At 40.2% G+C, this 13,271-nt stretch carries 12 protein-coding genes, 16 tRNA genes and 2 rRNA genes (1 of these 30 only partly in view); 5 read left to right on the top strand and 25 right to left on the bottom strand.

Annotated elements, in window-relative coordinates; genetic code table 11:
* On the top strand, window positions 1-879 hold the full coding sequence (locus tag AN161_RS05205; protein WP_053593299.1) for a DMT family transporter: 879 nt from the start codon (window positions 1-3) through the stop codon (window positions 877-879).
* Between the two features lie 134 nt (window positions 880-1,013).
* Here AN161_RS05205 and AN161_RS29450 read toward each other — a convergent pair whose 3' ends face one another.
* Both AN161_RS29450 and nagB read right to left on the bottom strand, forming a co-directional pair.
* Window positions 1,014-1,169, bottom strand: a complete 156-nt coding sequence (locus tag AN161_RS29450) for a hypothetical protein (protein ID WP_158002975.1) — start codon at window positions 1,167-1,169, stop codon at window positions 1,014-1,016.
* An 84-nt stretch (window positions 1,170-1,253) separates the two neighbouring features.
* Window positions 1,254-1,967, bottom strand: coding sequence for a glucosamine-6-phosphate deaminase (nagB, locus tag AN161_RS05195; protein WP_053593427.1), 714 nt, complete (start codon window positions 1,965-1,967; stop codon window positions 1,254-1,256).
* Window positions 1,968-2,160: 193 nt separating this feature from the next.
* Between nagB and AN161_RS05190 the strand changes: the two genes are divergently transcribed.
* Window positions 2,161-2,904, top strand: a complete 744-nt coding sequence (locus AN161_RS05190) for an arylamine N-acetyltransferase (protein WP_053593297.1) — start codon at window positions 2,161-2,163, stop codon at window positions 2,902-2,904.
* A gap of 77 nt (window positions 2,905-2,981) precedes the next feature.
* Here AN161_RS05190 and AN161_RS05185 read toward each other — a convergent pair whose 3' ends face one another.
* Window positions 2,982-4,073: an S-layer homology domain-containing protein gene (locus AN161_RS05185; RefSeq protein ID WP_053593296.1), complete on the bottom strand. Its 1,092-nt coding sequence runs from the start codon at window positions 4,071-4,073 to the stop codon at window positions 2,982-2,984.
* 229 nt (window positions 4,074-4,302) lie between these two features.
* Between AN161_RS05185 and AN161_RS30500 the strand changes: the two genes are divergently transcribed.
* On the top strand, window positions 4,303-4,608 hold the full coding sequence (locus tag AN161_RS30500; protein WP_053593295.1) for an SDR family oxidoreductase: 306 nt from the start codon (window positions 4,303-4,305) through the stop codon (window positions 4,606-4,608).
* A gap of 98 nt (window positions 4,609-4,706) precedes the next feature.
* Window positions 4,707-4,901, top strand: coding sequence for a hypothetical protein (locus AN161_RS30495; protein ID WP_241774504.1), 195 nt, complete (start codon window positions 4,707-4,709; stop codon window positions 4,899-4,901).
* A gap of 219 nt (window positions 4,902-5,120) precedes the next feature.
* Here the strand turns inward: AN161_RS30495 and AN161_RS05175 are convergent, their stop codons facing one another.
* The 4 genes from AN161_RS05175 to thpR all read right to left on the bottom strand — a co-directional run bounded on the left by AN161_RS05175 (window position 5,121) and on the right by thpR (window position 8,185).
* The gene (locus tag AN161_RS05175) at window positions 5,121-5,402 is read right to left on the bottom strand and encodes a hypothetical protein (protein WP_053593294.1); all 282 of its coding nucleotides are present in this window, start codon (window positions 5,400-5,402) and stop codon (window positions 5,121-5,123) included.
* A 368-nt stretch (window positions 5,403-5,770) separates the two neighbouring features.
* The gene (locus tag AN161_RS05170; protein ID WP_053593293.1) at window positions 5,771-6,445 is read right to left on the bottom strand and encodes an ABC transporter ATP-binding protein; all 675 of its coding nucleotides are present in this window, start codon (window positions 6,443-6,445) and stop codon (window positions 5,771-5,773) included.
* A gap of 1 nt (window position 6,446) precedes the next feature.
* Window positions 6,447-7,481, bottom strand: a complete 1,035-nt coding sequence (locus tag AN161_RS05165; RefSeq protein ID WP_053593292.1) for an ABC transporter permease — start codon at window positions 7,479-7,481, stop codon at window positions 6,447-6,449.
* Between the two features lie 143 nt (window positions 7,482-7,624).
* Window positions 7,625-8,185, bottom strand: a complete 561-nt coding sequence (gene thpR / locus AN161_RS05160) for an RNA 2',3'-cyclic phosphodiesterase (RefSeq protein WP_053593291.1) — start codon at window positions 8,183-8,185, stop codon at window positions 7,625-7,627.
* A gap of 300 nt (window positions 8,186-8,485) precedes the next feature.
* Between thpR and AN161_RS05155 the strand changes: the two genes are divergently transcribed.
* A complete protein-coding gene (locus tag AN161_RS05155) occupies window positions 8,486-9,142 on the top strand; it encodes a hypothetical protein (protein ID WP_053593290.1) in 657 nt (218 codons plus the stop codon).
* A gap of 762 nt (window positions 9,143-9,904) precedes the next feature.
* Here the strand turns inward: AN161_RS05155 and AN161_RS05150 are convergent.
* The 18 genes from AN161_RS05150 to AN161_RS05065 all read right to left on the bottom strand — a co-directional run.
* Window positions 9,905-9,985, bottom strand: a tRNA-Leu gene (locus AN161_RS05150).
* A 47-nt stretch (window positions 9,986-10,032) separates the two neighbouring features.
* Window positions 10,033-10,106 (bottom strand) — tRNA-Cys (locus AN161_RS05145).
* 10 nt (window positions 10,107-10,116) lie between these two features.
* Window positions 10,117-10,191 (bottom strand) — tRNA-Gly (locus AN161_RS05140).
* A gap of 6 nt (window positions 10,192-10,197) precedes the next feature.
* Window positions 10,198-10,272 (bottom strand) — tRNA-Gln (locus AN161_RS05135).
* A 19-nt stretch (window positions 10,273-10,291) separates the two neighbouring features.
* A tRNA-His gene (locus tag AN161_RS05130) sits at window positions 10,292-10,367 on the bottom strand.
* Window positions 10,368-10,399: 32 nt separating this feature from the next.
* Window positions 10,400-10,475, bottom strand: a tRNA-His gene (locus AN161_RS05125).
* Window positions 10,476-10,487: 12 nt separating this feature from the next.
* A tRNA-Trp gene (locus AN161_RS05120) sits at window positions 10,488-10,561 on the bottom strand.
* Between the two features lie 14 nt (window positions 10,562-10,575).
* Window positions 10,576-10,659, bottom strand: a tRNA-Tyr gene (locus tag AN161_RS05115).
* Between the two features lie 9 nt (window positions 10,660-10,668).
* Window positions 10,669-10,744 (bottom strand) — tRNA-Thr (locus AN161_RS05110).
* 8 nt (window positions 10,745-10,752) lie between these two features.
* A tRNA-Phe gene (locus AN161_RS05105) sits at window positions 10,753-10,828 on the bottom strand.
* Window positions 10,829-10,844: 16 nt separating this feature from the next.
* A tRNA-Asp gene (locus AN161_RS05100) sits at window positions 10,845-10,920 on the bottom strand.
* Window positions 10,921-10,924: 4 nt separating this feature from the next.
* Window positions 10,925-10,999 (bottom strand) — tRNA-Met (locus AN161_RS05095).
* Between the two features lie 25 nt (window positions 11,000-11,024).
* Window positions 11,025-11,100 (bottom strand) — tRNA-Val (locus AN161_RS05090).
* Between the two features lie 18 nt (window positions 11,101-11,118).
* A tRNA-Glu gene (locus AN161_RS05085) sits at window positions 11,119-11,193 on the bottom strand.
* Window positions 11,194-11,223: 30 nt separating this feature from the next.
* Window positions 11,224-11,315, bottom strand: a tRNA-Ser gene (locus AN161_RS05080).
* Window positions 11,316-11,320: 5 nt separating this feature from the next.
* Window positions 11,321-11,397, bottom strand: a tRNA-Asn gene (locus AN161_RS05075).
* Window positions 11,398-11,413: 16 nt separating this feature from the next.
* Window positions 11,414-11,529 (bottom strand): 5S ribosomal RNA (rrf, locus tag AN161_RS05070).
* A 191-nt stretch (window positions 11,530-11,720) separates the two neighbouring features.
* A 23S ribosomal RNA gene (locus tag AN161_RS05065) occupies window positions 11,721-13,271 on the bottom strand; it runs 1,465 nt beyond the window's last position.

Here is a 13,271-nt window from a genome sequence, read left to right as displayed (position 1 = left end):
ATGAAAATACCACCATACGCATTATTATTGCTCGCCACTCTTTTATGGGGTGGTAATTTTGTTATTGGTCGTGCAGTTAGTGGTGATATCCCACCTTTGACCCTAGCATTTCTACGTTGGTGCGTCGCCTTTATCGTATTTTTCCCGATTGCTTATCGGAATTTAAAGAGTGAATGGCGTATGCTAAAGGAGAATTGGCCAATCGTCATTATTTTAGCCTTAACAGGTGTTGCAGCATTTAATACACTTGTTTATATTGGATTACATTACACAACTTCAATTAATGCATCTTTAATGAACTCATCCACGCCTATTATGATTTACATACTGTCTTTCATTTTTTTGAAGGAAAAACTATCAAAATTTCAGCTACTCGGAACAGCCTTATCACTTAGTGGTGTCGTGTTTATTATTTCGGGGGGCTCATTTGCAAGTTTAGTCGATTTTACTTTCAATAAAGGGGATCTAATTGTTATAGTGGCAGTTTTCTGTTGGAGTATTTATTCGCTTCTAGTAAAGCATTACGCCAATCGTTTACCTGGTCAATCGACATTCCTCGTAACAATCTTGATCGGGGCAATTATGCTTTTACCCTTTTACATCTACGAAACAATGACACTTTCTGAACCGATTCACTGGCAATGGTCAACGATAGCAGCCATTCTATATGTTGGTATTTTTGCATCAATTATTGCCTTTCTAAGCTGGAATAGCGGCGTGGTACAGCTTGGCGCGAATAAGGCTAGTATTTACTTAAACTTTATCCCAGTTTTTGCTTCCATTTTTGCGGTACTATTTCTTGATGAAAAGCTACACGCTTTCCAAATTATCGGTGGGCTTGCCGTTGTTGCCGGTGTTATCGTATCAGGCAGAAAATAAAAATTCTATATATTAAGCGTCCGGGAGAATGCCCCTCCCTTTTTGACGTTCTATCCGTCGCTTTGGTGGTTCAATCCGTCGCTTCGGCTCTTCTATCCGTCGTTTCGCTGGCTCTATCCGTCGCTTCGCTAGTTCTATCCATAGCTTTGCCTAGTTCTATCCGTCACTTTGATAGCTCTATCCGTCGCTTCGGCTCTTCTCTCCGTCATTTCGATAGCTCTATCCGTCGCTTCGGCTCTTCTCTCCGTCATTTCGATGGCTCTCTCCGTCGCTTCGCTAGTTCTATCCATCCCTTTGCTAGCTCTATCCGTCACTTTAAATTCAAAATAAATAAGCGCAGGCTTTAAATAATACAAAGTCTGCGCTTATATTTTCTATTTTGTTCCGCCGTAAATAACCGTTACATTGGGATGATTTAATAATTTACTTGCTGGGAAATCTTCTGTCACGATCCCACTTTTTAATCTTTCGATAGCCTCTAGTTTTTTCTCGCCAAATGCAATTAACACGATTTCTTTGGCATTCATAATAGATTGAATACCCATTGTGATAGCATGTGTTGGTACATCTTTAAAGTCATCAAAATAAATTGCATTTTCTGTGCGTGTAGATTCAGTTAGCTTTACAATATTAGTTTTTGAATCGAAAGGTGTGCCTGGTTCGTTAAAGCCAATATGTCCGTTAACACCAATGCCTAAAAGCTGTACATCAATTCCTCCCGCTTCCTTAATTCGAGCATCATACGCCACACACTCAGCATCTAAATTCTCTGCCTTACCATTTGGTAAATGTATATTTTCTTCCTTAATATCTACATGATTGAATAAATTCTCATGCATAAATGTCCAATAGCTTGCCGGACTTGATTGATCGAGACCAACATATTCGTCTAGGTTAAAGGTATTTACATCGCTAAAGGATATTTTTCCGGCTTGTTGACGTTTCACTAATTCCTTATACATCCCTACAGGAGAACCACCTGTTGCTAATCCTAAAATACTAGCCGGTTTTACTTGTAATTGCTTAGTGAAAATATCCGCCGCTACTTCGCTCATTTCATCGTATGAATTTACTTCTATCCATTTCATTTCGCTTGTCATTCGTATACCTTCCTTACAATCATTATTATTAACTAAAATTGGAAGTATTTCTCTTTATAGTAGCTAATATTTTCATTTTACAAGTTATTTGACTACTTTTCTATTATTTTCTTTCTAATATTATACGTGTATTCTTAAGCCATTTCGGTTATGTTATTTAATAAGGAAGTGAGGCGATTTTATGAATTCACAAATACAGCAATATTTAAAGCTCATTCAATTTCAAGGATCTTTAGAGCCTTCTATTAAGCTCCTTGGCCAGCTCCAAACAAGACATCTACATACCATTCCCTATGAGAACCTAGATGTTGCCTTGAAACATAGCATCTCCTTCGCTATCCCTGACCTTTTTCAAAAAATCATTATTCAACATCGCGGAGGCAATTGCTTTGAACTAAATATTTTATTTAGTTGGCTACTTCGTGAGCTCGGCTTTTCAGTGACCAATCGCTATGCACAGTTTTGGCGTAACCATGAAGCAGATACTCCTATCGAAGATATACCTATGCATCAGCTACTACTTGTCACTTTCGCTGGACAATCATATATTTCCGATGTTGGCGTAGGCGCACTAGCTCCATGTAAGCCAGTTCCACTAATAGCTGGGCATCAACACCGTGAAGGCAATGAACTTTATAAAATTGAACAAGATGATGCGAACGGTTGGATGCTGTATGAACAAACAAAACATAATTGGCGTTTGCTCTATAGTTTTTTTGATGACGCTAATGATGCAAAGTTCGCTCCAAGACTTTCTAAACAAAAAAATAAAATCGCTATGATTCGTACCCTCTACGGTCGATATACAATGCTAAACGACGAATTCCGAATATACGAGGGACAATCCCTAACCACCTATACAACTCATAACGAAAAGGAATGGCTACAAGCACTTCATCGTTTTTTTCATATTTCATTATATTAAATGCTTCGCTATTTATATAGCCATGACAAAAGCAAGCCTCCTCATTTATTGGAGACTTGCTTTTCTTGTGCTAATATTTAATTGGCTGTACGATCGAGTAACTCATAAACAACAACATCATTGTAAAGTTCCTTAACTAAACCAATCTCATCGACAAAGTAATATGTTGAAACTCCATCACTGTATATGGACTTTTCTTCTAGAACAATTACATTATTATAATCGACTCCACCTGCTTGGACAGTACCATCTGTTGCTTTAACAGTAAGACGGACTCCTGAAATTACCCCGCCATCATCCTCATGTTGAATCACGCCAATTCTAAGGGGTAATCCGAAGAATAAATCGTAAAATAAATCATAATCACGATCAACGCCTTGACCAAAAACAACACCATCGCTAAATAAAAGCTCACTATTAAATACTTTATTAGAATTCAAATCTCTTACTTCCCACACATCACTCTTACCGTCATAATGACTATACTGATATTTTAATGTATACTGTTTTTTGTCTTCCAACGAATAATGCGCATACGTATAGTCATACGCCGTATCTTTTAATAGATTCGGATTCGATAACGTTAATGCACGAGCTAAAAATGCTGAAAAATGAGCTCGCGTTAAAGGTAAATTTGGTTTAAATGAACCATCATCATATCCTCTTGTTATATTATTATTATAAATTATCGAGATTTCCTTATAGCCCCTTGTCTTCTCTGAAACATCTGTAAAATAGCTTGTCTCAGATCCCTTTATTTTAAATGCTCTTTGCAGCACAATCGCCATGTCCCCTCTTGAAAGAGTTGCATTCGGATTAAATTTCTGTGCCGCATCGAAGATCCCAGCATTTTGCACTGCCGCAATTTCTTTATAATAGGTATGTGTAGTAGGTACATCGTGATACTTTGGATCTTTGACATTCGTCGTTTGCAACCCTAAAGCACGTGTTAGCATGACAGCTACCTGCGCTCTCGTTACATATGTATCTGGTTTAAATAGGTTATTAGGATAGCCATTAATAATTCCTTTTTCCACTAAGTAATCAATTTCCGTTATCAATGTATTATCCTTGGACACATCTTTGAAGCTCGCTGCATGTACGCCTTCAATTGGTATTAACCAAACAGCCATTAATACCACACATACTACTTTCAAAATTTGTTTCATGTCATTCCCTCTCTTTCTCTACTATTAATAATATACTTTTTTAGATATTATATCCAATACAGTTTATTACTCTCCCATGTAATTCCCCTTCTGATTTTGAAGCATAATATATAGTTCAACAATTTGATGGATATTTCCTCCATTAGTTTCATCACCATAACGTAGGGTTGATTTCCGTTCCGACTGAGCGCTTTCCTGGGGGCGTCCGAATGTAACCGATTACAAAAGTGTGGAACATGTCATTACAAATGTATATGAGGAGTTCCAAAGATTAGATTATTTATTTAATAATGCTGGTAGAGCTATGTATGGTGAAATTTATGATATATCGATGGACGAATGGAAAAACATCGTGGATATCAATTTATGGGGCGTTGTGTATGGTACTCAAGTTGGCGATCAAATTACGAAAGAACAAGGTTTTGGACATATCATCAATACCTCATCAGCGGTAGGGTTTGGACCATCTCCTATATCCGCGGCATACTCAACTACGAAGCATGCTGTTGTGGGCCTAACGACATCACTACACTAGGAGGCTGAGGAATTTGGCATCAAGGCGACTTTTGTTGATACACCTATTTTTGATAGGCAACAGCTATTAATATCGATAAATCGGCGATGTCCAAACAATTGAAAAAGCAAAAAATGATGTCTCCACAGCAACTAGCGAAAATCACTATTGCAGGCGTACACAAAAATAAGCCTATTATTTGTCCAATGCCAATGCATAAAACAATGGATGCTGTCTTTACCATCTTCCCTTCTTTACACAGGGCATTAATGAGAATCGTTTGTAAAGTAGGCCGAAAAGCTCGATTAACATAAACATTTCAATTAAAAAGGCTGTCTTCTTAAATGGTAAAAAACCGCTATGTTTACTGCCAGCAAGGCACGAGCCGCGCAGCGACAGCACAGGTGTTTACGAGGGCGTATGGCTCCTTCTCTACATTTCATTTACTTCATTGAAAAAACAATTCGCAGGAGTCTCGCGGCTTTTTACCTTTATATTAAAGATAATGAACTGATTATCCCCTTAAGAGACATTTAGCGATCTTCTTCCTTATTTTTATAAATACCTAAGAGTAATATAATAAGCCCTATGACAAAAATCAGCGGGAATAAAAACATCATAATCGTTGCTGTCCAACCATTTCTAACCGTCATTCCATACGTTAAGCCAATTAAGAAAGATAAGAATGGTGCAAATGCAATCATTGTAATAATACCCCAAACTATATATCTCCCTTTCTCCGACCTTCCTTCGCTTAATTGGAATGCCGCTATTAAACCTACTAATACAATCAATAAGGCAACGACAAACGCCATTTCAAATCACCCCCCCTTTCTTTCTACAATATGCTTCATTAGTTTAATGATTTGGTAACTTAACACTAAGTTTATTAAAAAATCCATAATTACACCTTGTCATTAATTTAATGCCGTTGTTTAATGGCTCATCCTCAAAAGAGGGAATGACATACACCATGTATATAAGTTAATTGGAGTGTAGGCTTGGGGGATCGGTGTCACAGATGAGACCTTGGAGCGCAAACGAAGTGCCTCATTGGACGTGCGCCCAGTCAGAACGTAAATAATCAACTCCACGTTATGGTAATGAGCCTGTCTAATCAAAAAAATACCACAACCATCAAAAGTGTGGTTGTGGCTTTTTACTGCTCGATCTAAATGACATCTTACAAAATGACACCATCGCTCATTTTAATAATACGATCCGTATAAGCAAGCATCTCTTCATCGTGTGTCACCATTAATGTAGTAATATTTAAGGTTTTAGTCAAATCTCTAATTAATAACATAACCTCTTTGGATCTTTGTGAATCTAAACTTGCGGTTGGCTCATCCGCGAAGAGAACTTTCGGTTTATGAATGATTGCCCGTGCAATAGCAACACGTTGCTTCTCTCCACCTGACAATGAAGAAGGATAAGCATTTTTCCGATGGTTCATCCCTACTAATTTTAGAATTCGATCAACTTCATTTTTTTGTTCCGACTTCTTTAATTTTGATTCAGAAACATCTAGCATCAGTAGCAATTGTTCTTCAACTGTAAGAAAAGGTACAAGGTGTGCAAACTGAAAGACAAACCCAAATTTACTTGCTCGTACTTTTCGAACCTCTTCAGAGCTCATGTTAGACATGTTTTTTTCCTCAAATATAACATGCCCATCTGATGCAGGCTGAAGTCCCGCAGCTATTGTCAGAAGTGTACTTTTACCAGAGCCTGATGCACCTACCAATGCTGTTATTTCTCCTTCTTTTAGAGAAAGATCGATCCCTTTAAGTATTTCTTCCTCTACCTCGCCATTCGTAAACGTTTTTCTAACTTCATCGATTTTAAATAAAGTCATATTAAGCCTCTCCTTGCTGTATCGCTTGTAATGGTTCGATTTTTTTAATTTGGAGTCCTGAAATTGTAGCGCCAATAAATCCGATAATTAGGAATACGATCGATAATTGTGTTGTTGTCGCGATTGTTAAAGTGAAAGGCATTCCTTCTGGCGCTATCAGATTAAATACTTGGCTAAATGTTACGGATAAAATAAGTGAAATAACTGTAATGATGGCCATCTGAGTCCATATCATTTTGAACAACTTACTTGTTTTCAAACCAATAGCTTTTAAAATTCCGTATAAACCAATTTTTTGAACGTTCATCATATAGAAGAAGATGGCAAACAGCATCCCACTAATAACCACTAAAAACCAAACAATCATATTTAAAGACATTTGTTCTGCGTTATAGCTTGGAATTGTATTAAGAAACGCTTTATTTGAAAATGATTGTAATCCAGCAAATTCTTTTGAAGAATCTCCGTCTGGTACGAAAATCATCTGCATTTCATCCACACGGTAAATTTCTTTATAATCCTCTTTATTAATATAGGCAACAGGAGCATGACTATATTTCTTTTGGTCAACAAATCCCTTTACTACAAACTTGCCACTAAATTGATTATTCGTTAATGTATCTCCTACTTTAATTCCTTTATCTTTCATTGAGCTGTCTAATATAACTTCCTCATGTTTCACATTTTCAAATAAATCTGAAGCGGTAGATGTAACAAAGGCAACGCTTTGCTGCTTATTGTCCTGATCATTTAAAAAGCCCATTTGTAATGAAAAAGCTACAGCATTCTTTTCTTTGCTCAATATTTCATTTTGAGTACCGCTATCTATTTTTGACAGATTATAAGTTTGATCTGCATCCTCATTCATATAAAATTGTCCTTGTGGTAAATCCTTAATTAAGGCGGCATTATCCTGTGATAATCCATTCGCCAAACCAGAAATAATAAAAGTTAAAAAACTAACAAGAAAAACAATTGAACCTAATATTAAAAATCTTACTTTATTTTTCTTAATTTCTTTCCACGCAAGATTCATAGTTGACTCCTCCATTCCTTTTTACATCCTTAGCATAAAATCCTTAAATGAACGGAAGATGAACTAATCATTAAAAATGATATCTTTTTAACAAAAAAGCTCATAAACCTTTTCTTTTTAAGGTTTACGAGCTGATTGTAATATTATTGGCCATCTAAACGAATAACAGCCTTTTTATGATATTTTGGGGTTTCCTCTAACTTTGATTCGTACAAAATCACTTCTTCCACTAGAAATTTTGGAAGCTGAAAATTTTCCTCCATCAATGCCTCGAACGGAATTTTCCCGCATGCTTCATCCCATTTTCTTGCAACAGTTATATGGGGGACAAAGGGCTTCTTATCTAATTCAAATCCAGCCTTCATACAATCTCGGTATACTATTTCTTGCACAACATTTAATTGCTGCGATTCGAGCAGATCAACCCATAAAACTCTTGGATATTCTTTTCTCCCAAAAGTATTAAACCCTTGAATTTTTAATTCGAATGGAGGAACATTCAGAAGATTTTTCCTCGTCTCATCCATTACATCCTGTAATTGCTCTTCATCCGCATGACCTAAAAAAGCCAATGTGATGTGATAATCTTCCTGATGAACCCATCGTTTAAAATGAAAATCCATCTTCATTTTTTCACATCTCACTTGAAGAGCTGCTTTAATGTCTGAAGGAAGTGGAACTGCAATAAAAAAATGTCTGTTCATGCTTATACCCTCTCTATTCATCGTAAATACTACTTAACAGGCATTATGTCTTTTCCTACTATAATTTAATCATTCTTTACTACTCACGCTCCTAAGGAACATACTAAAAGCAAAAAAATAATGACTAATGTTTCAGGAATGACCATAGATTATGAAATTTTTTATGGAGATACTAGAGAAATCATTGAAAAAGAGTATGGATTATATGAACTGGTGACGCTATCGAAATTGAGACTTTTTATTTACGCTACATGTTTTATTTAAATATATGTTGCATTAAAGTTCTTTTGGTCTTTAATTTTGGGAATTATACTAATTATTATTCCTTATTCGCTTACAAGTGTTGAAGCAAGCGAAATTAACACATTTCCGGAAAATGATAATTTAACAGCCGAACAGATTCATGAACGATTTGAACAAATAAATTCATCATATGAAATGGAAGAACCTTTTAATGAATCGGATACAGATTTTATTAAAAAGTATGCTACTCCAGTAGATGAATCTTCTGATAACTCTTCTGTTGATAATCCGGAAATTTCTTCATTTGCAATTCAATGGTTACCTGGTGGTACAGGAAGTAAATCATTTAACACAAGTAAAACAAATGTTAATGGAATTAGAGTATCGTTTTCTCGTAAAGTATCTGGTTCAATCGGAATACTAAACCATTGGTATCGTGGAAATATAGTTGCTACAGTAACTTCAGGTGAATCTAAAGTTAGTAAAGTCAAAGTCGCAACAACTCAAAAAGGTGACGGACTTCTGGGAACTAGTGGAACATATTTAGGGATTGTCCATAGTAGTGAGATTTCTACATCCAAATCAGGAACTTCTGCATCAATGGATAAAACAAAAGGTTGGGGTGCAGTAGGTGTTGTATATACGTATACAAATGCTTATGTAAATGTAACTACAACAGGAAGTAACCAAGATTTCAATCTATACGCTTTTTAAGAAGGTGAACCTATTTGATAAGTGTTAGTATATTATTGCTAGCTGCTTTAATAAGTATTATTTATCTAATAATCAAGATTGTTAAAAAAATTATAAAATAAATAAAAATCGTGTAAGAGAGGGTGAATAGGCCCCGACCTCTCACAACCATCGTACGTACGGTTCCAGGAAGTCTGACGGCCAGCAATTTTGTATCTCCTTGTCGTTATGCTTTTTCTGTCTCTCTTTGCCACTTGTATTCTCAGCCTCTTAGTGTCTTCTATGGGATTCACCATTTCTTCCACTAAGTAAGTCCATCTTTGGATTGTCTGCTTCATCGATCAAGTGAAATTCGAGTCCACACTCCNGTCCTTCCCATTTATGGTACTATGACCTCTGCTGACTTCTGATGGTTCAGCTACTTGTCACCAAATAGGTTATGAAGGGTACTTCACGTTTCCATCAGACCTCCCCGGGTAAGCGCATTCACTTTCACACCATCTATCCGCCTCATTTACTCGATATGACCTTCGACAGAATGGACTTTGTTTTGTTATGCAAACTCATCCAATCATACCTAGCCTTCTATAAGATTCGTGTTCCTCGGACCGGTGTTTTGCCTCCAGCTTCCTTCAGATTCCGCGTCACCACAGACACCCTTGCTCTTGGCTAACCTCTACTTCTGTCTTCGGGGTTCGGGACTTTCACCCTATAGTTCATGCGTATGCCGGCGCACATAAAAAAAGAATCCTTGAAATAACAAGGATTCTTCACTGTAATAGATACCGGTGGTCGGGATCGAACCGACACTCCAAAGGAACACGATTTTGAGTCGTGCGCGTCTGCCAATTCCGCCACACCGGCATAATGGAGATAAAAAAAATCGGATAAACCGATTATGTAATAAATTATGGAGGCGGCAACCGGATTTGAACCGGTGATAAAGGTGTTGCAGACCTGTGCCTTACCACTTGGCTATGCCGCCATAAAATAATTGGAGCGGAAGACGAGGTTCGAACTCGCGACCCCCACCTTGGCAAGGTGGTGTTCTACCACTGAACTACTTCCGCAAAAAATGGCTGGGGTACCTGGATTCGAACCAGGGCGTGACGGAATCAAAATCCGTTGCCTTACCGCTTGGCTATACCCCAAAATTTAAATATATATAAATGGGGCGACTGATGGGAATCGAACCCACGAATGCCTGAACCACAATCAGGTGCGTTAACCACTTCGCCACAACCGCCATATTACTATATTTTATTATTTTAAATTAAATGGGGCGACTGATGGGAATCGAACCCACGAATGCCTGAACCACAATCAGGTGCGTTAACCACTTCGCCACAACCGCCATGAAATTAATTGGCAGGGGCAGTAGGAATCGAACCCACACCAAAGGTTTTGGAGACCTCTATTCTACCGTTGAACTATGCCCCTATGAATAAAAAAACTGGTGGAGGGGGACGGATTCGAACCGCCGAACCCTAAGGAGCGGATTTACAGTCCGCCGCGTTTAGCCACTTCGCTACCCCTCCGGGAATACATGGTGCCGGCGATAGGAGTCGAACCCACGACCTACTGATTACAAGTCAGTTGCTCTACCAACTGAGCTACACCGGCAAAAAATATGGTGGGTCAGGACGGAATCGAACCGCCGACACTTAGAGCTTCAATCTAATGCTCTACCAACTGAGCTACTGACCCATATTTTTTAAAAAAATGGCGGTCCCGACCGGGATCGAACCGGCGATCTCCTGCGTGACAGGCAGGCATGTTAACCGCTACACCACGGGACCATTTTGGTTGCGGGGGCCGGATTTGAACCAACGACCTTCGGGTTATGAGCCCGACGAGCTACCACTGCTCCACCCCGCGATAATAAGGTAATTTATTTTAATAATGGTGGAGGATGACGGGCTCGAACCGCCGACCCTCTGCTTGTAAGGCAGATGCTCTCCCAGCTGAGCTAATCCTCCATCTGGGTATTGAATGAATGGTGACCCCTACGGGATTCGAACCCGTGTTACCGCCGTGAAAGGGCGGTGTCTTAACCACTTGACCAAGGGGCCATCGTTTGGAATAGAAAATCCTTTTAGTGCTGGCGGAGAGTAAGGGATTTGAACCCTTGAGACAGTGTTAACCGCCTACACGATTTCCAATCGTGCTCCTTCGGCCACTCGGACAACTCTCCAAGAATGGCTCCGAAGGCAGGACTCGAACCTGCGACAACCTGATTAACAGTCAGGTGCTACTACCAACTGAGCTACTTCGGAATAATTTTATTGTATAGCCTAGCGACGTCCTACTCTCACAGGGGGAAGCCCCCAACTACCATCGGCGCTAAAGAGCTTAACTTCCGTGTTCGGTATGGGAACGGGTGTGACCTCTTTGCCATCATCACTAGACTATTTGAAAGACAATACCTATTATAACATATCTTATTATAATTACAAGTATCTTATTAATAGTTTTTATTCTTTCAAAACTGGATAAACGGTGCATTGAATGTTCAAACAATTTGGTTAAGTCCTCGATCGATTAGTATTCGTCAGCTCCATGTGTCACCACACTTCCACCTCGAACCTATCTACCTCNTTTGGTTAAGTCCTCGATCGATTAGTATTCGTCAGCTCCATGTGTCACCACACTTCCACCTCGAACCTATCTACCTCATCGTCTTTGAGGGATCTTACTTACTTGCGTAATGGGAAATCTCATCTTGAGGGGGGCTTCATGCTTAGATGCTTTCAGCACTTATCCCGTCCACACATAGCTACCCAGCGATGCCTTTGGCAAGACAACTGGTACACCAGCGGTGTGTCCATCCCGGTCCTCTCGTACTAAGGACAGCTCCTCTCAAATTTCCTACGCCCACGACGGATAGGGACCGAACTGTCTCACGACGTTCTGAACCCAGCTCGCGTACCGCTTTAATGGGCGAACAGCCCAACCCTTGGGACCGACTACAGCCCCAGGATGCGATGAGCCGACATCGAGGTGCCAAACCTCCCCGTCGATGTGGACTCTTGGGGGAGATAAGCCTGTTATCCCCGGGGTAGCTTTTATCCGTTGAGCGATGGCCCTTCCATGCGGAACCACCGGATCACTAAGCCCGTCTTTCGACCCTGCTCGACTTGTAGGTCTCGCAGTCAAGCTCCCTTGTGCCTTTACACTCTACGAATGATTTCCAACCATTCTGAGGGAACCTTTGGGCGCCTCCGTTACCTTTTAGGAGGCGACCGCCCCAGTCAAACTGTCCGCCTGACACTGTCTCCTGCCCCGCTAAGGGGCATGGGTTAGAATTTCAATACAACCAGGGTAGTATCCCACCGACGCCTCCTTCGAAGCTGGCGCTCCGAGATCTCTGGCTCCTACCTATCCTGTACAAGTTGTACCAAAATTCAATATCAGGCTACAGTAAAGCTCCACGGGGTCTTTCCGTCCTGTCGCGGGTAACCTGCATCTTCACAGGTACTATAATTTCACCGAGTCTCTCGTTGAGACAGTGCCCAGATCGTTACGCCTTTCGTGCGGGTCGGAACTTACCCGACAAGGAATTTCGCTACCTTAGGACCGTTATAGTTACGGCCGCCGTTTACTGGGGCTTCAATTCGCAGCTTCGCTTGCGCTAACCACTCCTCTTAACCTTCCAGCACCGGGCAGGCGTCAGCCCCTATACGTCACCTTACGGTTTTGCAGAGACCTGTGTTTTTGCTAAACAGTCGCCTGGGCCTATTCACTGCGGCTCTCATGCGCTTGCACGCTCAAGAGCACCCCTTCTCCCGAAGTTACGGGGTCATTTTGCCGAGTTCCTTAACGAGAGTTCTCTCGCACACCTTAGGATTCTCTCCTCGACTACCTGTGTCGGTTTGCGGTACGGGCACCTCTCACCTCGATAGAGGCTTTTCTTGGCAGTGTGAAATCAGGAACTTCGTCCATACGGACTCGCCATCACAGCTCAACGTTACAGTGTGCGGATTTGCCTACACACACGCCTTACTGCTTGGACGCGCATAACCAACANCATACGGACTCGCCATCACAGCTCAACGTTATAGTGTGCGGATTTGCCTACACACACGCCTTACTGCTTGGACGCGCACAACCAACGGCGCGCTTACCCTATCCTACTGCGTCCCCCCATTTC

The organism is Lysinibacillus sp. FJAT-14222 (genome assembly GCF_001278875.1).
GTDB classification, from domain to species: Bacteria; Bacillota; Bacilli; order Bacillales_A; family Planococcaceae; genus Lysinibacillus; species Lysinibacillus agricola.
Note: the sequence above shows the minus strand (reverse complement) of the source record. Positions and strands in the feature narration are given on the sequence as shown.

What these genes read in the sequence shown, in the direction of transcription:
- AN161_RS05205 (WP_053593299.1), top strand. Translation starts at nt 1, where the DNA reads ATGAAAATACCACCATACGCATTATTATTGCTCGCCACTCTTTTATGG.
- AN161_RS29450 (WP_158002975.1), bottom strand. Translation starts at nt 1,169, where the DNA reads ATGGATAGAACTAGCGAAGCGACGGAGAGAGCCATCGAAATGACGGAG.
- nagB (WP_053593427.1), bottom strand. Translation starts at nt 1,967, where the DNA reads ATGAAATGGATAGAAGTAAATTCATACGATGAAATGAGCGAAGTAGCG.
- AN161_RS05190 (WP_053593297.1), top strand. Translation starts at nt 2,161, where the DNA reads ATGAATTCACAAATACAGCAATATTTAAAGCTCATTCAATTTCAAGGA.
- AN161_RS05185 (WP_053593296.1), bottom strand. Translation starts at nt 4,073, where the DNA reads ATGAAACAAATTTTGAAAGTAGTATGTGTGGTATTAATGGCTGTTTGG.
- AN161_RS05175 (WP_053593294.1), bottom strand. Translation starts at nt 5,402, where the DNA reads ATGGCGTTTGTCGTTGCCTTATTGATTGTATTAGTAGGTTTAATAGCG.
- AN161_RS05170 (WP_053593293.1), bottom strand. Translation starts at nt 6,445, where the DNA reads ATGACTTTATTTAAAATCGATGAAGTTAGAAAAACGTTTACGAATGGC.
- AN161_RS05165 (WP_053593292.1), bottom strand. Translation starts at nt 7,481, where the DNA reads ATGAATCTTGCGTGGAAAGAAATTAAGAAAAATAAAGTAAGATTTTTA.
- thpR (WP_053593291.1), bottom strand. Translation starts at nt 8,185, where the DNA reads ATGAACAGACATTTTTTTATTGCAGTTCCACTTCCTTCAGACATTAAA.